This window comes from Roseimaritima sediminicola, from assembly GCF_009618275.1.
GTDB lineage: Bacteria > Planctomycetota > Planctomycetia > Pirellulales > Pirellulaceae > Roseimaritima > Roseimaritima sediminicola.
Genome location: NZ_WIAD01000023.1, coordinates 19,210 through 40,093, shown reverse-complemented (window position 1 = coordinate 40,093; position 20,884 = coordinate 19,210). Strand labels below are relative to the sequence as shown.

At 62.7% G+C, this 20,884-nt stretch carries 14 protein-coding genes; 9 read left to right on the top strand and 5 right to left on the bottom strand.

Translation table 11 applies throughout. The features are described from left to right. The first annotated feature begins 160 nt into the window (after nt 1–160). Together GE027_RS12545 and GE027_RS12540 are read left to right on the top strand one after the other, a co-directional pair. Nucleotides 161–631, top strand: a complete 471-nt coding sequence (locus GE027_RS12545; protein ID WP_153557543.1) for a hypothetical protein — start codon at nt 161–163, stop codon at nt 629–631. Nucleotides 632–735: 104 nt separating this feature from the next. Next, on the top strand, nt 736–2,634 hold the full coding sequence (locus GE027_RS12540) for a 6-phosphogluconolactonase (protein ID WP_237607494.1): 1,899 nt from the start codon (nt 736–738) through the stop codon (nt 2,632–2,634). Between the two features lie 237 nt (nt 2,635–2,871). Here the strand turns inward: GE027_RS12540 and GE027_RS12535 are convergent, their stop codons facing one another. Then, nucleotides 2,872–3,333, bottom strand: a complete 462-nt coding sequence (locus tag GE027_RS12535) for a carbon storage regulator (protein ID WP_153557542.1) — start codon at nt 3,331–3,333, stop codon at nt 2,872–2,874. Nucleotides 3,334–3,576: 243 nt separating this feature from the next. On the opposite strand from GE027_RS12535, the gene GE027_RS12530 reads away from it, so the two are divergent. Beyond that, on the top strand, nt 3,577–4,413 hold the full coding sequence (locus GE027_RS12530; RefSeq protein ID WP_153557541.1) for a hypothetical protein: 837 nt from the start codon (nt 3,577–3,579) through the stop codon (nt 4,411–4,413). Between the two features lie 216 nt (nt 4,414–4,629). Here the strand turns inward: GE027_RS12530 and GE027_RS12525 are convergent, their stop codons facing one another. Continuing rightward, on the bottom strand, nt 4,630–5,928 hold the full coding sequence (locus GE027_RS12525) for a 3-deoxy-D-manno-octulosonic acid transferase (RefSeq protein ID WP_153557540.1): 1,299 nt from the start codon (nt 5,926–5,928) through the stop codon (nt 4,630–4,632). Nucleotides 5,929–6,019: 91 nt separating this feature from the next. Beyond that, nucleotides 6,020–9,715: a preprotein translocase subunit SecA gene (secA, locus tag GE027_RS23650; protein ID WP_153557539.1), complete on the bottom strand. Its 3,696-nt coding sequence runs from the start codon at nt 9,713–9,715 to the stop codon at nt 6,020–6,022. Between the two features lie 344 nt (nt 9,716–10,059). Here secA and GE027_RS12515 point away from each other — a divergent pair, with 344 nt between their 5' ends. The 6 genes from GE027_RS12515 (at nt 10,060) to GE027_RS12490 (ending at nt 18,556) form a co-directional block, all read left to right on the top strand. Beyond that, entirely contained in the window at nt 10,060–11,010 is a 951-nt protein-coding gene (locus GE027_RS12515) for a DUF1571 domain-containing protein (protein ID WP_153557538.1), read from the top strand. A gap of 10 nt (nt 11,011–11,020) precedes the next feature. Further along, nucleotides 11,021–13,198, top strand: a complete 2,178-nt coding sequence (locus GE027_RS12510; RefSeq protein ID WP_153557537.1) for a serine/threonine protein kinase — start codon at nt 11,021–11,023, stop codon at nt 13,196–13,198. Between the two features lie 127 nt (nt 13,199–13,325). Further along, complete coding sequence (locus GE027_RS12505; protein ID WP_237607492.1) at nt 13,326–13,946, top strand: ECF-type sigma factor; 621 nt, start codon at nt 13,326–13,328, stop codon at nt 13,944–13,946. Between the two features lie 51 nt (nt 13,947–13,997). Next, nucleotides 13,998–16,646 (top strand): serine/threonine-protein kinase, encoded by a 2,649-nt coding sequence (locus tag GE027_RS12500; protein ID WP_153557535.1) that lies wholly within the window; start codon nt 13,998–14,000, stop codon nt 16,644–16,646. Nucleotides 16,647–16,809: 163 nt separating this feature from the next. Further along, complete coding sequence (locus GE027_RS12495) at nt 16,810–17,616, top strand: SDR family oxidoreductase (RefSeq protein ID WP_153557534.1); 807 nt, start codon at nt 16,810–16,812, stop codon at nt 17,614–17,616. A 118-nt stretch (nt 17,617–17,734) separates the two neighbouring features. After that, the gene (locus GE027_RS12490) at nt 17,735–18,556 is read left to right on the top strand and encodes a sugar phosphate isomerase/epimerase family protein (RefSeq protein ID WP_153557533.1); all 822 of its coding nucleotides are present in this window, start codon (nt 17,735–17,737) and stop codon (nt 18,554–18,556) included. A 132-nt stretch (nt 18,557–18,688) separates the two neighbouring features. Here GE027_RS12490 and waaF read toward each other — a convergent pair whose 3' ends face one another. Together waaF and GE027_RS12480 are read right to left on the bottom strand one after the other, a co-directional pair. Beyond that, nucleotides 18,689–19,729, bottom strand: a complete 1,041-nt coding sequence (gene waaF, locus GE027_RS12485) for a lipopolysaccharide heptosyltransferase II (protein ID WP_153557532.1) — start codon at nt 19,727–19,729, stop codon at nt 18,689–18,691. A 24-nt stretch (nt 19,730–19,753) separates the two neighbouring features. Next, complete coding sequence (locus tag GE027_RS12480; RefSeq protein ID WP_153557531.1) at nt 19,754–20,833, bottom strand: DUF481 domain-containing protein; 1,080 nt, start codon at nt 20,831–20,833, stop codon at nt 19,754–19,756. Between the last annotated feature and the right edge of the window lie 51 nt (nt 20,834–20,884).

Here is a 20,884-nt window from a genome sequence, read left to right as displayed (position 1 = left end):
GCCACAACTGAGGAAAATCCGCAGTGGTCCAAAATCGCCTGCCCTACAGTTGTGCGGGGCAGGCCCCCCGGCGAGGTGCCGGTTCTGTCGCTCGCTGCGAAGCCGGTGGAGCGTCAAATGTTGTAAGTCTTCCGCAAGAGAAAAAAACGAGGAGGTTCCGATGGCAAAGCGTAAACAAGTTCTGATCGATCCGACCGTGCAGTGGGCGATCGGCCGCCGACTGATTGTCCACTGGATGCTGTTCCTGACCTGTTTGCTGAGCGTCAACGCGTTCTTGCACATGGTCGTTACCCTATCGAGCGAACCGTTCTGGCCGGCGGTGACCGGTGGCTTGCGAGCCCAATTGCCGATCGTGGCGGTGATGTTGGTACTGTTGCCGGTGTTCGTGCACGACACGATGAAATTGAGCAATCGATTTGCCGGGCCGATGTTCCGTTTGCGAAGCTCGATCAAAGCCTTGGCCGATGGCACGCCGAGTCGCGAGATCGCCTTTCGCGATGGCGACTTCTGGCAGGAAACCGCCGTCGATTTCAATCGCCTGCGCAACCGCGTGGAACAGCTGGAGCAGGAGAACGAGGAACTGAAACGCGACGCCGCGGACGCCGCGGAGCCGCGGCTGATGGCCGTTTAGTGTCCGGCGGGGTACCGCGAACCCGTTCGATTGCCAATCGGCCGCTAGCTTCGTAATATGCGAACCCTGATAGAGGTTCCACTTACTACGAAGGCTGTGTTCCCTTGGATACGAAAGACGGCTACCCCGATCAGCCGGTTGCGGCTCCGGTCCCCGGTACGTTGATCGACACGTTCATGTTCGATCGCAGCGATCAACTGGCGGCTCACGTGGCCCAGATTGTCGCCGACGAGATTCGCCAGCGGTCCGCCCTGGGACAGCGCACCGTTATCGGTGTGGCCACCGGCAGCACGCCGGCGGAAACCTATCGCGAACTGATTCGGATGCACCGCGAGGAGGGCTTGGACTTCGGCGGCGTGGTGCTGTTCCTGCTGGGCGAGTACGTGGGGTTGCCCGAGGACAGCCCTCAGAGCCACGCCCGCTGGATCGCCCAGCACTTAACCGATCACGTCAATATTGCCCCGGAGAACATCCACGTTCCGGATGTTTCGGGCGATTCCGACCAGATTGCTGCTGCCTGCCGCCGTCACGAAGACGAGTTGTTGACGGCGGGCGGTTTGGATGTGGTGGTCTGTGGGATCGGACGCAACGGCCACCTGGCGTTCAACGAACCGTTCAGCGTCCGCGATAGCCGTACCCGGCTGTGCACGCTGGATCCGGTGACGCGCCGGGCCGCGGCCAGCGATTTCTTTGGCCTGGAGAACGTCCCCACCCACGCCGTGACGATGGGCCTGTCCACGCTACTGGAAGCGCGTACGATCCTCTTGCTGGCCCTCGGGGAACACAAGGCTGGAATCGTTCGCAGCGCGTTTGAGGGCCCGGCCACCGACCGCGTCCCGGCCAGCTACCTGCAGGGGCACCCCGGCGCCAGTTTGTTTCTCGATCAGCCGGCTGCCGGGATGCTGACCGGGATCGTCGCCCCCTGGCAACTGGGCAACATTCACTGGACCGACGCCCTGATCAAACGGGCCGTGCTGTGGTTGTGCGAGCAAACTGGAAAGGCGCTCTTAAAACTGGACGAGGCGGATTTTCGCGACCACGATCTGCATCAGTTGTTGCGGCATCACGGGCCCGCGCAGCGCCTGGCCCATCGCGTGTTCCGCTGGATGATGGATACGATCGAATACCATCCGGCCGGCCGCGACAAGAAAGTGTGCCTGTGCTTCAGCCCCCATCCCGATGACGACGTGATCAGTATGGGCGGGACGCTGATTCGCTTGAACGACGACGGCCATGAGACGCACATCGCCTATATGACCAGTGGCAATATTGCCGTCTTCGACCACGACGCGATGCAGATCGCGGACCTGGTTACCGAGTACCATCGCTTGTTCAATATCGACCCGGAGGTCTCCGAAAACATCAAATCCGAGGTCGAGCGGGCGTTGCAACAGAAACAGCCGGGACAGCCGGATGCACCGGAGATCCAAAAGATCAAAGGCCTGATTCGTTGGTCCGAAGCCCGCGCCGGCGGCAAGCACGTCGGGTGCATCGAGCAGAACCTGCATTTTCTGGACCTGCCGTTTTATCGTACCGGAACCGTCCACAAACGGCCGGTCGGCGAAGAGGACATCGACATCATCGTCGACCTGCTCCGCAAGGTGCAGCCCGATGTCGCCTTTGTAGCGGGCGACCTGGCGGACCCGCACGGCACGCACCGCGTCTGTGCGCAGGCGATCTTTCGCGCGGTCGATCAATTGCGCTCCGCAGGTGAAAAGGTGCCGGAAGTGCTGCTGTACCGCGGGGCGTGGCAGGAGTACGCGCTGCACGAAATCGAAATCGCCGTGCCGCTGAGCCCGCAGGACATGGCCACCAAACGCAAAGCCATCTTCATGCATGAAAGCCAAAAGGACGAAGCGCTGTTTCCCGGCAGTGACCCGCGCGAGTTCTGGCAGCGTGCCGAGGACCGCAACCGCATGACCGCCGACGGTTACAACCAACTGGGATTGCCCGAGTACTTTTCGATGGAAGCTTTTACACGCTGGGACGGCCAACCCGTCTAACCAGTGGCATAGGCTTCCAGCCAGTGGCCAGTGGCATAGGCTTCCAGCCTGTGAGCAGTGGCCAGTGGCATAGGCTTCCAGCCTGTGAACAGTGGCCAGTGGCATAGGCTTCCAGCCTGTGAGCAGTGGTCTCGGCTAAGACAGCCGAGCTACTATGCTTTGCCTCGGCTGGGACAGCCGAGCTACTCTGAGAGCCTGTGGCTGCCACCTCTGTCTGTAATGGTTCCGCCATGCGAATTAAGACGTGGCGGATGTCATGTAGGCCGCCAGCGGCCGGGCGGCCGAACCGCTGATCGAGCCCCGCCGCGCTGGTCCGGCATCCAGACCGGCCGGCGCCTTGCCGCGTGGAGCGGCAGAGCGCGGAGCGGCCGATGCCATCGCCCGCGGCCCTGGGGCGGGCCGCTGCCGACGTGTTTCCGCCGCCGGACCATTCGACGCGCTGTGGCCCGCAGCATCGCTGCCAGCCTCGCCGGCGGGGGCGTCCGCGGCCGGCGCTTCGTCGCCGGAAAGCATCTTGAAGAGCTGGTCCTTGCTGGTCCGATCGTTGTCCAACGGTTCCAGTTCGCCGCGAAGGATGCGGACGTCTCGCGGAGCGTCGATGCCCAAGCGGATGGTATTTCCTTGGACCCGCAGGACCGTTACGGTGATGTTGTCGCCCAGCTGAATTTTTTCGTTCAATTTGCGGCTCAGAACCAACATGGCAATCTCCTTCTGCCGACGCTTTTGGAAAAATGGAATCGGCGTTGCGTCCGTCGCCCGATCCGAAGTCTTGGTTGATGATCGGGACTTAAAGCAGGTGCCGTGCCAATGCGGTGCGGAAACCTTGTCGGTGGCGTCTTAAGTTGTTTCCTGGTGGCGACTTGCGTTATAATCTAGGCCGTCACCGCCCTGGGGGTTCGCCGCGGGGTTTTGCAGAATGTACAAGGCTTTGCAATCCGCCCGATGCTAGATCAATCCGAATATGTCGAGCAGGCTTACCTGTTCCAGTTGTTGCGGGAACGCATCGTCGAACAGGTGCCGCTGCAGGAGTTGCTCGAGCAGGTGCAGGCGGAGTTGTTAGCGACGACCCGGTTGCCGCTGGCGGTCGATTATCTGTTAACCGAATTGAAACACAGCGGCGTGATGAGTCCGGCGATGAAGCGGCTGAGCCATTACTTCACGCCCTTCCAAACGTTTGTGATCGTCGAGGCGGAATCGGAACGCGGAAAATTCGACATGCGCGTCGCCCTGCACGTGCTGGAGATGGAGGCCAAATACCGCAGCGAGTCGCCGGCGCCGCAGGGTACATTCCTGTACCAGTTCGAAACGCTCAGCCGCAACGCCCTGGGCTACGACCGCGGCCTCCGGGCGATCGCTGCCGACCCGATCTACGACCCGCCTTGGCGGGAATGGATCGAGGAGGTTCACAAACAGGTCGGGTTCGTGGATCTGGCCGACATGTTGTTTCTGCGGAGCGAAGAATACTTGCGTTTGGCGGAGGCCGAGGGCATCTCGATCGCAGACAAACCGCCGCCCTTGTTCGGCGCCAAAGAAGGCCGGATCGCTCGGGCCAACCGCCGCAAAGATCCTTTCTATCTGTTCAGCGCATTGCAGCGGCATCTGAGCTACCCGCAAGTGCCGCGGCCGGTGCCGCCGGATCCGGCCAAGGAATTGTTGCCCCAGATGATGCGACGCATGGAACGCATGGAATCGCGGATCAAATTGCTGGAGGAAGAGGCTCGAGGCGGCATCGACATCAGCAAGTTCTACGGCCCTCCGCCGCCCCACGCCGGCGGGTAACGCCAAGTCCATTAACGCAAGCTCATAAGGTTTGCCGCTTCGGGCAAGATGGTCATCGCGGAGGTTCGCGCGAAGGCACAGAGGCACAAAGGCACGGAGGGGAAAACAAGCAAGTAATGCACGGCTGCCTCACAGTCGACGCCGGAGATTCCGCCTCTTGCTCTGGACGATCCTCTCTACTCCGTGCCTTGGTGCCTCTGTGAGAGCCCTCGGTGTCTAGGCGGCTCTATCGCGATGCAGCGGTGCGACCTCGGCGATCGCATTTAAGGTCCTCTCGGTGGCGCCGCGGTGTTGGCGGACCACCGCCTGCGCGGCCGTGCCTTGCTGGGCGGCCCAGGGTTCATCTTCCAGACAACGCTGGACGAAGGCGGCCAGCTGCTGTTGGTCGTGGACGACCGTTGCGGCGTCGGCGGCCAACAGATGCGAAACGATGTCGCGAAAGTTACGGGTGTTGGGACCAAAGCAAACCGCCGCGCCGTAGCCGGCCGGTTCGAGCATGTTCTGACCGCCACGGCTGCCCAGGCTGCCACCGACGAAAGCGATTTCCGCCGTCGCCCACCAATCCCGCAGCTCGCCGATCGCATCGACCAGAAAAACGCTGTCACTGGCGAGCGGCGCGTCCGCCCGCTCGGACGTCTCGCTGCGGCGTACACAGCGGAAACCGGCTTGGCGGACCTCCGCTGCACACCGTTCAAACCGTTCTGCATGCCTGGGGACCAGAATCAGTCGCAGGTCCGGGTGTTGCTCGAGCAACTGGCGGTAGGCGGCCAGGACCACGGTCTCTTCGCCGGCCTGAGTGCTGCCGGCCAGCCAAACGCGGTGGGCGCTCGTCAGGCCCGCTCGTGCTGCACAAGCTTTGGCGGCGGGGGTGTCGCGGGTTGTCGGTGCGTCATCAAATTTCAGCGATCCCGTGACATGGACCCGAGCCGGATCGACTCCCAAGCTGTGGAATCGTTCGGCGTAGGTTTCGTTTTGCGCTGCGACGCACGACAGCCTTCCGAACGTGCCGCCAACCAGACGGCCCAAACGGCGGTACCCGCGAAAGCTGTTCTCGCTCAGCCGGCCATTGATCACCGCGACCGGAACGCCCTGCCGGTGGGCGATACGGATCAGGTTGGGCCAGACCTCCAGCTCCGCAAGAATTAATTGTTCCGGACGCAGCTGGCGCAAAACTCGGCGGACCGCCCAGGTGAAATCCAGCGGGCAGTAGAAAACGCGGTCCGCGCCGAAGTGCTGGCAAGCCAGCGCATGGCCGGTCACCGTCGTACTGCTGATGACCAGCTGATGATCCGGATACCGCTGGGCGAGCCGAGAGGCAAACCGCCGCAGCAGGTTGACTTCGCCGACGCTGACCGCATGCAGCCAAATCGTCGGTGCGTCGGTGAGCGTCAGACCGGTGTGGCCGAGCAGCTTGGAACGCCACCCGCGGCGATATTTACCGTGCCGGATCGCCCGGTACAGCAGCCAGGGCGAGACCGCCAAAGCGGCCAGCAGGTAGGCGGCATTAAACCACATCGCAGGCATCCTTGCCGAACGGAAGTGTCGCGTTTTAAACGTGTGAAGAACGCACAGACGGTTGCGGTGGCCCGCGCCGTGAAGGCGGCGTTTAGACCATCTTCCGCATGCAACACGCCTTGTACTTTTTGCCACTGCCGCAGGGACAGGGATCGTTGCGTCCGACCCGGGGCTCGGTGTTACGAACCGGATCGGGTTTGCGCTGGGTATCACCGGCGTTGTCCGCCGCTCTTTGCTGGGCATCACCGGCCGACGCGGCGTTGCTGGCAGGCTCGGCCGGCGCGTGATGCGCACTGGCGTTCACCCAGGTACTGCGGATGAAGTCTTCGTTGAAGGATTCCATCCGGAAGATCAGGTCCGTGGTCCGCTCGCCGATCGAGCTCCACATGTCCTCGAACATCCGCATGCCTTCTCGCTTGTACTCCACCTTGGGGTCCAGCTGGGCATAGCTTTTCAGTTGCACGCTGCTGCGCAGATGGTCCATCGCCAGCAGGTGATCTTTCCAGGCACCGTCGACCATTGACAGCAGGACCTGTCGTTCCATGCGTCGCATTTCGGGGTGGAAACGGTCGTCCACGGCGCCTTCGACGGCGCGGATCATGGCTGGCCGGTCCATCCGGCCCAGTTCGTCGGTGGGCGGTCGATAGCCGAGTTCCGACTCCAGCCAGTTGGCGAACGTTTCGACGGCTTCGTCTCCGGCGGCCAGGCGGGCCGCGGTGTTGTCATCGGCGTCGCCGTAGAGGGCTTCGACTTTCTCGTTGGCTTCCTTTTGTTTCGCCGCCGACGCCTCGGTGGCCGGCAGGCTGTAGGCCATCAATTGGTTCTTGAGGGCTTCGCGATTGAGATCCAGTTGATCGTGAGCGATCGTGGCCCCGAAGCGGCCTTCGATCCAGCCGGCCAGACCTTCGCGGTCGAGGATGATCGAGTTGCCTTCCTTGTAGGTATAGGCCGAGATGCCGGTCAGGATCGGGTACTCGGCTTCCTTGGTGGCGTAGGCGGTCGAGGCGCGTTCGAACAGCAGATCTTTGACTTCGTCCAGTTCGTCCAGCTGTTCCAGTTCGGCCGGGGTGGCTTCGATACCGAATTTATTGCGGATCCAGCCGCACAGTTTCCGCAGGCCGAAGTCGTTTTCCAGCAGCGGAGCACCTTCGTCCAGATCCACCTTGGCGATCGCCTCGTGGGCGTCGCGAACGAGTTGGTCCTGGAGATCGATTCGCTCCAGCTTTTTCAGGTCGCGATCACGGTACTGGGTTCCGTAGCGTTTGTTGGACCAGGTGGCCAGGGCCTGCCAGTTCCATTCCTCTTCGTTCATCTCGGGCGGAAGGTTTTCTTCGAGCGCTTCGGCCACGGCCGCCTCGGCGGCTCGTTCGGCCTGTTCGCGGCTGTACTGATCGGCCGTCCGAGCATCCAGGCCGCGATAGTCGCGAGGCTCGAGTTGGCAGCCCAGTTGGCCGCCGGCCCAGTTGGCGTAGGAGGTCGGGCCGTAGTTCTCATCCAGGAACTCTTCGACGTGCTGGTCGATCTGTTGTTCGATTTGGCTGAGGATCATCTTGCGGCAGCTGTGGCCGTCGAGGATCCGTTGGCGATAGCCGTAGACGCGTTTCCGCTGTTCGTCCATCACCTCGTCGTATTCGAGCAGGCTTTTACGGATTTCAAAGTTGCGTTCTTCGACTTTCTTCTGAGCCGCTTCGATTCGCCGGGTGACCATCTTCGATTCGATGGCTTCGCCTTCGTTCATACCCAGCCGTTCGAAGACGCTTTTCACAAAGTCGCCCGCGAAGATTCGCATCAGGTCGTCTTCGAGCGACAGATAGAAACGGCTGCTGCCGGGGTCGCCTTGACGACCACAACGTCCGCGGAGCTGGAGGTCGATGCGGCGCGAGTCGTGGCGTTCGGTACCCATCACGCACAACCCACCGATCTCCCGCACGATTTTGCCTTCGGCGGTCATCTGTTCACGCTGGTCGATCTCTTCGACCAGTGTTTTCCATTCTTCGTCGGGGACTTCCAGACGCGTGGGATACTTGTGCTGCAGCTGGGCCCAGGCCATCGTCTCGGGGTTACCGCCGAGGATGATGTCGGTACCACGACCGGCCATGTTGGTGGCGATCGTCACGGCACCCAAGCGACCGGCTTGGGCCACGATGTCGGCTTCACGGCCGTGTTGCTTGGCGTTCAGCACTTCGTGTTGGATGCCGCGCTTGTCCAGCAGCTCGCTCAGCCGTTCGCTTTTCTCGATCGACACCGTACCGACCAGAACGGGACGGCGGGCGAGTTCGATGTCGACGACTTTGCTGCGCGGAACCGTTTCCTTTTGTTTCGAGCCCTTGGGGGTGATCACGATCGAGTCGTCGGTTTCCGAGTCGATCATGCCCCACAGTTCTTCGCCGTCTTTCAGAACCAGCACGTCCCACTTGTTGGTGCGTTCGATGTCGTGGGCAAGGGCTTTGAATTTATCCTTCTCGGTCATGTAGATGACGTCGGGATGTTCGATCCGCTGCAGCGTGCGGTTGGGCGGAATGGCGACCACGTCCAACTGGTAGATCTTCCAGAACTCGTTGGCTTCGGTCATCGCCGTACCGGTCATCCCGGACAGCTTGTTGTACAGTTTGAAGAAGTTCTGCAGGGTGACGGTGGCAAAGGTTTGCGTTTCCTGTTTGATCGGAACGCCTTCTTTGGCTTCGACCGCTTGGTGCAGTCCGTCGGACCACTGGCGACCTTCCATCAGGCGGCCCGTGAATTCGTCGACGATCACGATCTGCCGCTCTTTGACGACGTAATTGACGTCCAGTTTGTACAGGTAGTGGGCTTTGAGTGCGTTATCGATCAAGTGCGGCCACTGCATGTTGCCGGCGGTGTAGAAGCTTTCCACGCCGGCCAATTTTTCCGCTTCGCGAACGCCCTCGTCGGTCAGCGTCACGTTGTGCTGTTTTTCGTCGACCGTAAAGTGTTCCTCTTTGCGAAGCTGCATCGCCACGCGATTGGCTTCGGAGTACTTGCCCAGGTCCTGGTCGGCCGGGCCGCTGATGATCAACGGAGTCCGTGCCTCGTCGATCAGGATGTTGTCGACTTCGTCGATGATCGCGTAATGCAACGGCCCCTGGCTCTGCTGGACCTCGGTGGGGAACCGGTGGTCGCCGCGCGAGGCCGGACGCATGTTGTCGCGCAGGTAATCAAAGCCGAATTCGTTGTTCGTGCCGTAGGTGATGTCGCAGGCATAGGAGGCTTGTTTTTCGGCGATGCTCATCCCGCTTTGGATGTTGCCCACGGTCAGGCCGAGGTTCATGTACAGCGGCGCCATCCATTCCATGTCGCGACGAGCCAGGTAGTCGTTGACGGTGACGACGTGGACGCCCTTGCCTTCCAGAGCGTTCAGGTAGGCCGGCAGCGTAGCGACCAGGGTTTTTCCTTCCCCGGTGACCATCTCGGCGATCGCCCCGCTGTGCAGGACCATGCCTCCGATCAACTGGACGTCGTAGTGCCGCATGGACAGAAAGCGTTTGCCGCCCTCGCGGGCCACGGCAAAGGCTTCTTCCAAAATGTCGTCCAGGGTTTCGCCTTCGCGGAGCCGCTGGCGAAAGCGTTCGGTTTGCCCTCGTAGCTCTTCGTCGCTGAGTTTGGCGAAACGGTCCTCGAGCGCATTGATGCGTTCGACCCGTTCCTGGTAACGATTGATTGTCCGGGCGTTGCTGGAGCCGAAGACCGCCGTGACGCCCCGCTCGACCGAGCCGAGCAAGCCGCCGAAGACCAGGCCCAGTATCTCCCAGATTCTTTCCAAAGCTGTCATCAATAACACCTGTTAAGCCTTGACCATCGCCGGCGGGGCGCCAACAAAGGATGTCACTGGCATGGAATGTTCTGGGCAGAGAGCGGTCAAATCCGCACCCCCTGGCCCCAAGACGCTTCCATGCGCAACAAAGAAGGCAAATAATTTGCTACGAAGTTTCCCCGGTAAAAGTTACGCGTTTGGGCAAAGTGGGTCAACCGCGATCCATTTCCTTGTAATCGCGGGGGTTACGGTCGCGGGCTGCGAGCCCTACCCGCATTCGTGCGAGGGCCAGGGGGCTTGCCGTCACCCGTGATTTTTGGGGCGTTTTTCCGCTTTTTTCGTGTTTTTGGGGGCCACCACCTGTGACAACGAATCCTCCCGCCTCGGATCCGCCCCCTGCTGCCGGGCGCAGCCGCCGGGGATGGCTGCGTCCGGCTGCCGTTTCCGTCATTCTGCTGGGGGTCGGGTTCGTGTTGGGCCGCAGCACGGCGCCTTGGTCGGCGCCGCCGCTGCGTGTGCCGACGCCGGCGGGTCCGTCAGAACCCGCGGCGTCCGGCGATGCCTTGGTCGCCGCGGCGACCCCTACGACTCGCGAGGCGACGCTGGAGGAAGTCCTGCAGATGGCTCGCGAGGGCCTGGACCAATTGGAACAGCGGATCGACGACTACACCGCCACCCTGGTCAAGCAGGAACGGATCGGCGAAACCCTGCGTCCACCTGAAACGATGCAGATCAAACTGCAGACCCGGCGCGTCCAGGACGGACAGACGGTCCGCCCGCTGCGCGTCTACCTGCACTTTACCGATCCGCCTGCGGTGGCCGGCCGAGAAGTGATTTGGCGTGAAGACGCCAACGACGGCAAACTGGTCGCTCACGAAGCCGGACTGCTGAATGTGATGCGGGTTTCGCTGCCGCCGGACAGCTTTCTGGCCATGCGGGGCAACCGTTATCCGATCACCCAGATCGGGATGACCAATTTGGTGCGAAAATTAATCGAACGCGGCGAACTGGACCAACAGACGGCGTCGGCCACCGTTTCGATCACCGCTCCGCATGACGTCGCCGGGCGAGCGTGTCAGTTGATTCAGGTGCGGCACGCCGAACCCAACGGCCGGCCGGACGATTTCTCGCTGGCCGAAATCGCCATCGATCAAGAACGTCAGATCCCTCTGCAGTACACGGCCTACGGGTGGCCTGCCGAGGGTGAAGAGCCGCCGTTATTGGAATCCTATACCTATCTGGATGTCGAATTGAACGTCGGCTTAGCCGAGGACGACTTCGACCCCGATAATCCGCAGTACGACTTTCCCTAGGACGCCGTCGATGGGTTCCGTATCGCTTGGTCCGCGGGGCAACGAACTACCGGGTGAGGAAGCTTCGCCGGAGAGCGGAACCCAGCGCCGAGCCGCCCCCGAACGATCCCCGGCAACCGGTCGCTCTCGCCTGCTGCGCTGGCCGTTGGCCGCCGTAACCATCGTTCTGGCAGTCGCTTACGGCATTTGGGTTTCCTGGGAGGTGCGTCGAGAGACCCGTCTGCATAGCGTCCGAGAGATAAGTTTTCTGCGTGATACCACCGCCGCGGCCGTCGAGAATTGGTTGCAGCAGCAGACGGAACTCGCCCGCCGTGCCGCTCGGCTGCTGGAGCAGACGGACCGAGCCGCGGCAGGTGGAGCTCTGCCTGCCGAGGCTTTGCGGTTTGCCGAAGTGTTTTCGCCCAGAGGGTTGTCCGCCCAGCGGGCTGCCCGCCTCAGTGACAGCTGGCCCGACGATGCCCAGTGGGCCGTGTTCGATCATGACGGCCGAATCGAAGACGCTGCCGACCCGGACTGGCGGGATACGCATTTGCCGCTGGGACCGCATTGTTGGCGGCGGCTGGCTCGCGGCTGTCCGGCCGTTTCCCATCCGTTTCCTTGGTCGTATGAGGCTGGAGCCGACGCCGCGGAGGCTCCCACCCGACGGATCGCAGCGGTCGCACCGATCCGCGTACAGAACCAGAACGTCGGTTACCTCGCCATCCTGCTGGATCCCGACCGGCACCTGCAGCCGATCCTCAAGCGTGGCTGGGTCGGCGACACGGCGGATACCTATCTGTACGATCGCGAGGGCCGATTGCTGTCGCCCAGCCGATTTGTCGCGGCGGCGGCCCCCGAGGTGCCTACGCGGATCGCCGCCGCGGCGTTGCGGGGTGGTTCGAGCATCGATATCGACGGTTTCGATGACTACCGTGGCGAGCAATTGATCGGCGCGTGGACTTGGTTGGAAGCGTATCAAATGGGCGTGGCGGTCGAGATGGCTCGTCAGGAAGCGTTTGCACCCTGGCTCGCCCTCCGCCACGCGGTCGATTCGCTGCTGTGGCTCGCGGCCCTGCTGGGCGTCGTGGGCGTGGGAGTCTTCGGAGTCCGGCGGCTGCGCACGCAACCGGTGTCGCATGCTGCTGGGGCCCCACAGGAAAGCCACGAGCACCCGGGCCGCGATCACCTGGGCCGCGAGCACCCGGGCCGCAATCACCCGGGCCTTGATTACCTGGGCAGCTATCAGCTTGGTGAAGCTTTGGGAAGCGGCGGCGTGGGAACGGTGTACCGGGCCCAGCACACCATGCTGCGGCGACCGGTCGCCCTGAAGGTACTGAATGCGGGCAAGGATTCGCGAGCGGCCGAGCGATTCGAACGTGAAGTACGGCGGACCAGCGAGCTGCGGCATCCCAACACGATCCAGATCTATGATTACGGCAAAACGCCCGACGGTACGTTCTATTACGCGATGGAGCTGGTCGAAGGATTGGACCTGTCGCAGTTGGTCGACGGTTATGGACCGCAGTCAGCACCGCGCGTCGTCCATCTGCTGAGCCAGCTGTGCGGTTCGCTGGCCGAAGCACACGATCGCGGGCTGGTACACCGCGATATCAAGCCGGCGAACCTCCTGGTCAGCGCTCCGCCGGCGCCCAGCGACCTGTTGAAAGTCGTCGATTTCGGCTTGGTCAAGGACACGATCAATATCGATAGCAGCGCCGTGACCAAGGTGGAGTCGTTGACCGGGACGCCGCTGTACATGTCTCCCGAGGCGATTCGTAATGCGACTCGCGTCGATGCGCGTTCGGACATCTATTCCGTCGGCGCCGTCGGTTATTACCTGTTGTGCGGCCAGCACCTGTTTCGTGCCGACAGCGCGGTCGACATTTGCATGCTGCAGGTCGGAACGATGCCGCCACGGCCCAGCAAGCGGCTCGGTTCGGCCGTCCCCGCAGACCTGGAGGATTTGGTGATGCAGTGTTTGCAGAAATCCGCGGACCGGCGACCCCAAACGGCCCGAGAGGTGGCTCGCCAGCTGCAGGCTTGCCGGGACGTTCCGGCGTGGACCGCCCAGGACGCGGAGCGTTGGTGGACCAGCGTCTCCGGCCCCGGTCGAGCGGCGGATTCGGGCCGAAGGGCGACGACGAGGCGTGCCGGCCCGGCCCCTGCGGCAGCGGTGGAGGGAGCTGCTCCACCGACACTGATGGATTGATGCCGCCCCTCTGGTGGGCGGGGTGTGCGGCGAGTTTCGTGCGGGTCGTTATACTGCTCGGTGCACGACTCGTTGGCTATAACAGGGCCGCGGGGTGTACTGAGCATAGGGTCCCGGGAGGTGTTTGTTGCCGCAATCGACCGAAGAATTTGCCAAGCTGATCGACCGAGTGCGTCAGGGAGACCAGCAGGCGACAACGCAGCTGTGGGAGAATTATTACCAGCGTTTGGTGCGGCTGGCCGCCCGTCGGCTGCCGGCTTCGCTGCGCCGCGTGGGCGACGAGGAAGACGTGGCTCTGAGCGCCTTTCACAGTTTTATCGCGGGAATTCGCCATGATCGTTTTCCCGATCTGTCGGGTCCGGACAACCTTTGGGGATTGTTAATTACATTGACCGGCCGCAAAGCGCATGCGCACCTGCGGCATCAAACGCGACAGAAACGTGGCGGCGGCGTGGTTCGTGGCGAATCGGTATTTGCCGATGCCGAGGAGCTCCGCAGTGGCGGCATCGGCGGGGTTGCCGGCGACAAAGCGGCGGCCGATCTGCAGGCGGAGCTGGCCGAAGAGTGCGAGGCCTTGCTTAATCAGTTGCCCGACGAACAATTGCGCCAGATCGCGATCATGCGGATGGAGGGGTTTTTGGTGGACGAGGTCGCCGAACGTCTGGAACTCTCCAAACGCGCGGTCGAACGAAGGTTGCAGTTGATCCGTAAGATTTGGAGTGAGGCGGTCGAGGCCGATGAACGCTGAACGGCGGCCGACGAGACCTCATAGCATTCGCGCCCCAGGAGGCGAATTTCTATGTCCCTTTCCGACTTGTCGGCAGACGAACTGACGCGTATCGACGCGATCTGTCTGCAGTTCGAAGCCGAGTGGAAAGCGGGGAAGCAACCCTCGGTCGAACACTGGCTCGATACCTATGGCCAAGTTAATCGCCAGGTCCTCCGAGCCGAGTTGTCGGCGGTGCGTTCGGAACTCGAGGCGGCCGGGGCCGGAGGGGCGGCCGTGCTGCAGGCCACCGCGGACGAACCGGCCACGGCGGACGAAACGGCCACCGACGAGGTGGAACTCCAGCCGGGCGAATCGGTGATTCGACCGGGTGTCCAGCTGGGACCCTATAAAGTGGAGTCCCTGATCGGCCGGGGCGGCATGGGCCGCGTCTACCTGGGGCTGGACACCCGATTGGAACGCCCGGTGGCCATCAAAGTACTGGCCGACGACTGGGCGCAGCGACGCGACCGGGTGGAACGCTTTGAACGCGAATCGCGGGCCGTGGCGGGGCTGCGACACCCGAATATCGTGTCCCTGTTCGACGTGGGCACCCACTGTGGGCGACCCTATGCCGTGATGGAATTGCTCGACGGGGAAACGCTTCGCAGTCGCATCGAACGCGGACGTTTGGACGCCGCCGAGACGCGGCGGGTGGGAGCCCAAATCGCCGACGCGCTGAGCGCCGCCCATGCCCGAGGAATCGTGCATCGTGACTTGAAACCCGAGAATCTGGTGTTGTTGGGCGTCGCCGGTTCGCATGCCAGCAGCCCCGCCGGTTCGATCGTCAAACTGTTGGATTTCGGTTTGTCGCGAGCTTCCGAAGCCGCGGCGGCCACCACCCAGGATCCGACGGCCAGTGGGATCGTCATGGGGACGGCCGGATACATGGCGCCGGAACAGGCCCGGGGCGAGAAAGCGACTTTCGCGGCAGACATTTTTGGGCTGGGATGTGTGCTGTACGAATGCTTTTACGGCCGCCCGCCCTTTCCCGGAAAAACGCTGGCCGAATCGCTCGGCGCCGTCCTCCATGCCGACCCGCCGGGCGTCCCCGAGATCGCCGCGTCGGATCCCGATCTGGCGGAATTAATTCAGCATTGCCTGCAGAAAGATATCGATGGGCGGCCGGTATCCGCCAGCGAAGTGGCCGCGCGGTTGCGCGGTGTCGCGCCCAGCACGGTGGGGCCGAGTGGCAATACCGAACACACCACCGAAGTGCCCTGGCGAAGCCTGCACGGCGTGCCAGCCGGGCGGAATAACGGACGGTTCTCGCGCCGCACGCTGGGATTGTTGGCCGGTTCGGCGGCCCTGGCCGGATTGGCCGGCGGCGGCTGGTATATCGCCGCGCAAGGTCGTCGGCCGCGGATCGAATCCCTGGCCGTCTTGCCCATGCAGGTCGAAGCTCCGGAGAATCGCCAGCCGGTCGGCGACCGCGAACTGTCCGAAGAAGAAATGGTGGCCGCTATGTTGGTTAACCAATTGGCCCGCCAGCGGACGCTGAAGGTCGTGCCCTATCGGCCGATCCAAGCCGACCTGTCGCAGAGCACCCAGGTTGGACAGGAATTGGGCGTCGACGCCCTGGTCTGGGTGCGCTTGGCCGGCGCGGGAGTCAAGCGACGAATCCATCTGCAGTTGGTCGAAGTGGCTTCGGGGGCCGTGCTGTGGGGCAAGGAATTCCAGTACGGCGACAACGAAAGCCTGTTGGGCCAGCGGATGAGCGCGGCCCGTCTGGCCCAGGAGATCAGCGGCCAGGTCGCTTCGCTGGCCGACGGCCAGGAGACCCAGGAGGCCGAAGCGTTTCGGTGCTTGGTCCGCGGCGTGGCACGCCTGGACCCGGACAGCGAAGCGGGACTGCGGGCTGCGATCGGCTGCTTTGGGCATGCCCGCGAAGTCGATCCGTTTTTCGCCGAAGCCCACGCCGGGTACGCGATCACGGCGATGTCGTTGGCCGCCCTGCAGCCGCCGGAGGAAAGCCAGAAATTGGTCATGGATGCGCGGGACGCAATGCAGCAAGCGCTGGAGCTGCGTCCCGAAGCCGCCACGACAAACCTTGCCGCGGCGATGGTGATGTGGCGTGACGATCGCAAATTCCAACTGGCCGAACAGCATTTTCAGACCTCCCTGGCGGCCACGCCCAACAGCTGGCATGCCCACCACGAGTACGCGCTGTTCCTGGCCGCGTCCGGCAATCGCGAGGAATCGCTGGCGGCCAGCAGTCGCGCGGTGACCCTGAACCCGCTGTCGCAGACCTTGCGGGTCGACGAAGTCCGGCTGCGTTGGTTCCTGGGAAAAGTTTCCTTGGCCGACTCGGGGATGGAAGCGATGTTGGGCGAATCTCCGGATAGTCCCGCGGTTCGCGGGTTGGCCATCGATTTGTACGAACAGAACGGTAATTTTGCCGACGCCGCCCGGCTGCAAGGATTTTCACCCACCGGGGACGCCGAAACGTATTTCCAACAAAGAAGCGAACATCTGCAGCAGGACCCGTACGGTCCGTTCGGTCCGGCAATGAATCGAGCCATTCTGGATGCCCGCCGGCAGCGGGTCGACGATGTGTACCTGGCCAAACTATTGGCGGACCGCCCGACGACGCTGGTTCTGTTGATGTCCGCCCATCCTGCTTTTGCCGGTTTCCGCGACCGGCCGATCGTCCAACCGGTCGTGGCCACGCGCTCGGCGTAAGTAGCCAGTGTCGCCTTTCGCGCCGCCGTAAGTAGCCAAAGAATCCAACCCACACCTTTCGGCGGAGCGAAAGGCGACTCTCGGCCACCTTAACAAGGCCGCTTCTGCCAGATAGATTTGCCAGCAATTGGCATCGTTCGAATGAGACTGGACTGGAAGCATCATGGATTTGTTTGATTTGGATGGCCAGACGGCCGTGGTCTTGGGCGGCACCGGGGCGTTGGGCGGCGCGATGGCCGAAGCGCTCGGCGCGGCCGGGGCGACCGTGGTGGTTGCCGGCCGCAATCAACAGCGCGGGGATCAACGCGTTGCACAGATCGAAGCGGCCGGTGGCAAAGCGGCTTTCCAGCAAGCCGATGCGTTGGATGTGCAGTCGTTGGTGGCCGCTCGCGAGCAGATTTGCGACCGCGTTGGCGCGCCTACGATCCTGGTCAATGCCGCCGGTGGAAACCATCCCGATGCGACGTTACAGCCCGGCGACCGTTTTTCCGACCTGCCGCTGGAAGCCTGGAACCGCGTCTTCGATCTGAACCTTTCCGGCGGTGTCTTGCTGCCGACGCAGGTCTTCGCCCAGCCGATGCTCGAGGGCGGTCGGGGCAGCGTCATCAACATCGCTTCGATGTCGGGCATGGTCCCGCTGTCCCGCGTCGTCGCCTACTCCGCAGCCAAAGCGGCCGTGATCAACCTGACCCAGTTTCTGGCTCGCCAGTGGGCCACAAGCGGCGTCCGGGTCAACGCGATCAGTCCCGGTTTCTTTCCGGCCGAGCAGAACCGAAAACTATTGTTCAACGACGACGGCAGCTACACCGAGCGGGGCGGGCAGATCATCGCTCATACGCCCATGGCCCGCTTTGGCGACCCCAAAGAGCTGGCTGGTGCGGTCGTTTGGTTGGCATCGCAAAAAGCGTCGTCCTTCGTCACTGGCCAGAACATCGTGGTCGATGGCGGTTTTTCCGCGACCTCGATCTGATCTTTCGGCAATTCAGCCGTTTTTGCATTTGCCACGGTTGCCAGGTTGAACCGGGGCGAACGCCCAAGCGGCTGAACGAACCTTTTCCGAATCCACCAGTAACCAATCAGCGAGCCCCATGAAATCCTGCATCACAGTCAGTTTGGTCGAAGAAGCTCGCGGCGGTCCGTTCGTGCTGTGGGATGGGCTGCGGGCCGCGTGTGAGTTGTCGGCGCGACTGGGGTACGACGCGATCGAGATCTTCGCGCCCGGCCCGGAGGCGGTGGATCCGCAGGAATTAAAATCCCTGCTCGAAGACCACAGCCTGGAACTGGCCGCCGTGGGCACCGGTGCGGGCTGGGTGAAGCATGGCCTGCAACTAGCCGATGCCGATGCGAGCAAACGCCAGCAGGCCAAAGACTTTGTCCGCTCGATGATCGACTTCGGCGGTCCCTTCGGCGCGTTTGCGATCATCGGATCGATGCAAGGACGGCACGATGCGGCGGTCGATAAATCGACCGCTCGCGGCTACCTGAGCGAGGCGCTCGAGGAGCTGGGCGAACACGCGTCGCAGTACAACGTGCCGCTGGTCTACGAACCGCTGAACCGTTACGAAACCAATCAGGTCAACACCGTTGCCCAGGGCGTCCGCTTGCTCGAAGGCCTGTCGACCCAGAACGTGCGATTGCTGTGCGATCTGTTCCACATGCAGATCGAAGAACGCAATGTCGCCGCCGCGCTGCTCGAAGGCGGCCGGCACGTCGGCCATATCCACTTTGTCGACAGCAACCGTCGTCCCGTCGGCGAAGGACATATGGATTACCGCGAAATAATCGCGGCGCTCCGCCAGATCGATTACGACGGTTATTTGTCGGCCGAAGCGTTTCCCTATCCGACGCCGGAAATCGCCGCCGAACAAACCATGCGAGCCTACGATTACTGGACCAGCAGCAGCCGCTGAGCATGGATCCCCGTAACCTCGTAGCGGATCTCGCCAGAGATTGGACCCCCGCGTCGCTGATCTCGCCAGAGATTGGGCCGAGGCGTCGAAAACATCCAAAGTCTGGCGACTTCAGCTACGACCACTGGGGCTTCACGCGGCGGCGGCGTCTTGAGCGGCAAAAACCTGCTCGACCGCTTGCCGGACTCGCTCGGGCGTCAACCGGCGCATGCAGTCGTGGTGGCCCAGCGGACATTCTTTCTTCCAGCACGGACGGCACGCCAACGGCTCTTGCATGACCACTTCGGGATGATTGAACGTCCGCGTCGGCTCGACATTGGTCGATCCGAACAAACTGATCACCGGCCGGTTCATGGCCACGGCGATGTGGCGGGGTCCACTGTCGGTAGAAACGACGACGGCCGCGCGACGCATCAGGCTGATCGATAGTTCCAGCGGCAACTCGGGCCAATCCGCCATGCTCTGCACCGCCGGGTGATCGCAGGCCTGCGTCACGGCTCGCGCGGCTTCGCGTTCGCCGGGTCCGCAGTGGATCAGGACGCCCGTATCGCCGCGCTGGGCCAACTGGCGGCAGCATTCGATCAGATGGGGTTCGTGCCACAGTTTGCTTTCGGCCACCGCACCGCTGCTGTTGACAACGACCAGTTTGGCAAAGCGGTCCAGGCCGCACTGGGCCAGGGACTGCTGGGCCAACGCGTCGGCCGCGGCGGTACTTCGCAGTTCCACGCGACGGTCGCTGGTGTCGCATCCCAGGCGCTGGACCAAGCCCAGAAAGCGTTCGATCTCCGAGCGACGCTCGGTAAACGGGATGTTTCGCGGGTGCGGCTCGAGATCGTTCAACAGCCATCGGTTCAGGCCGGAGTCGAATCCCAGGCGGTGGGGGGCACCCAGGGTGCGAGCGATCAGAGCCGCGCTCTCGGACGCCGGGAAATTGATGCTCAGGTCAAACCGCTGGGATCGCAGCCGCCAAGCGCAAGTGAGTCGCTGGCGCGTGGTCTTGCCATGATTGACAAGATCGTCGAACCAGCCCAGCGGCTCGAGTAGATGCACCGGAGCGTAGCGTCCAAGGCCTACCAGGTGAGCGTCGGGGTAGCGTTGACGCACGCTGCGCAGCGCCGGCGTCGCCATAACCGTATCGCCAACCCAGCTGGGCAAAATGACCGCGATCTTCATGAGCAGTTGTCGAGAATGGGAAAACTAGAACTTGTAAAGGAGCAGCATCGAATAGAACAGATCGCGAGGAAGGGCTCCCTGCGGCGTGCTGTCGTAGCGGTTCGTCGTGGCCAATTTCAGACTCAGGTTGTCCGAATCGTCCAGCAGGATTTCCCAGCTGAGTTCGGTGACCAGGCGGTAGTCCGAAAAGTCGCCCCAATTGGGAAAGTAATCGAGCGAAGCTTTCAACTTTTGTTGGCTGGTCAACTGCTGCTCGGCTTCGACGCCGAACAGGGCTTCGGGCGTCCACTGATCGTCGGGCGAGCCGATCTCGCGCGAAGCACCGGCACCGAAGCGGGTGACGATCGTGGTCTGGTCGTTGCGAAACCAGTGATAACCCGCACCACCGTTCAGGTTCAGACGCAGATCGAAGGGCCGGAACCGGTTCCATTCCAAGCCGAGTTTGCCGAACGCCGACCAGCGACTCTCGCCCAACAAGCGATCGAAGTCCAGGTTCAGGCGGCCGTTGTCCTGGGTCAGGATGCCAGACGTTTTGGTGCGGTAATAATCAAAGTCGATTTCAAAGGTGTAGCGATCGGTGGCGCGTTTCAATTCCGCTCCGGTCTGCATGCTCAGCGATGTCGTATTGCCTTCGCTGGCGTTCAAACCGAATTCCGCGCTGTTCGTCCAGCCGCTCTGCATCCACATCCAGGGGTAGGCGTACCAGCGAGCCGTCTGTTCGGCCAGCGGCAGCGGTTCGGGTTCGACCACGACCGAAGCGGATGGACCTGCGGCAGAGGGAACGGCGGCCGATGCGGTGGGAGTGGGGCCGGTAGCCGTGGAGCCGAGCCCGCCCGGGGCCGGCAGCTGTCCAACCGAGGCTTCCGTCAGCGGTTCGGCACCGCTGGCGTCGATCAAACCCAGTTCGTCAAAATTTACTTGGGTGACCGGTGGGGCCGCCGGATCGTCCGGGTCGCCGAACATCCAGGTCATCTGCGCGTCGGCCTGGTTGCCCAGCATCAGCAGCAGGCCCGCCAGCACTGCCCGCCAGAGCCGAGCCGCCCGCCAGAGCCGAGCCACTCGCCAGAGCCGGGGTTCGAACGCAATCCTTGACGGCAACACCATCGCCCTCTCGTTTGGAATAAACTGGACCCGGTTCCGCAGTTCGGAGCGGAA

Excerpts from the sequence above, each read along its gene's own strand:
- GE027_RS12545 (WP_153557543.1), top strand. The coding sequence starts at position 161 with ATGGCAAAGCGTAAACAAGTTCTGATCGATCCGACCGTGCAGTGGGCG.
- GE027_RS12535 (WP_153557542.1), bottom strand. The coding sequence starts at position 3,333 with ATGTTGGTTCTGAGCCGCAAATTGAACGAAAAAATTCAGCTGGGCGAC.
- GE027_RS12530 (WP_153557541.1), top strand. The coding sequence starts at position 3,577 with ATGCTAGATCAATCCGAATATGTCGAGCAGGCTTACCTGTTCCAGTTG.
- GE027_RS12525 (WP_153557540.1), bottom strand. The coding sequence starts at position 5,928 with ATGTGGTTTAATGCCGCCTACCTGCTGGCCGCTTTGGCGGTCTCGCCC.
- secA (WP_153557539.1), bottom strand. The coding sequence starts at position 9,715 with ATGACAGCTTTGGAAAGAATCTGGGAGATACTGGGCCTGGTCTTCGGC.
- GE027_RS12510 (WP_153557537.1), top strand. The coding sequence starts at position 11,021 with ATGGGTTCCGTATCGCTTGGTCCGCGGGGCAACGAACTACCGGGTGAG.
- GE027_RS12500 (WP_153557535.1), top strand. The coding sequence starts at position 13,998 with ATGTCCCTTTCCGACTTGTCGGCAGACGAACTGACGCGTATCGACGCG.
- GE027_RS12495 (WP_153557534.1), top strand. The coding sequence starts at position 16,810 with ATGGATTTGTTTGATTTGGATGGCCAGACGGCCGTGGTCTTGGGCGGC.
- GE027_RS12490 (WP_153557533.1), top strand. The coding sequence starts at position 17,735 with ATGAAATCCTGCATCACAGTCAGTTTGGTCGAAGAAGCTCGCGGCGGT.
- waaF (WP_153557532.1), bottom strand. The coding sequence starts at position 19,729 with ATGAAGATCGCGGTCATTTTGCCCAGCTGGGTTGGCGATACGGTTATG.
- GE027_RS12480 (WP_153557531.1), bottom strand. The coding sequence starts at position 20,833 with ATGGTGTTGCCGTCAAGGATTGCGTTCGAACCCCGGCTCTGGCGAGTG.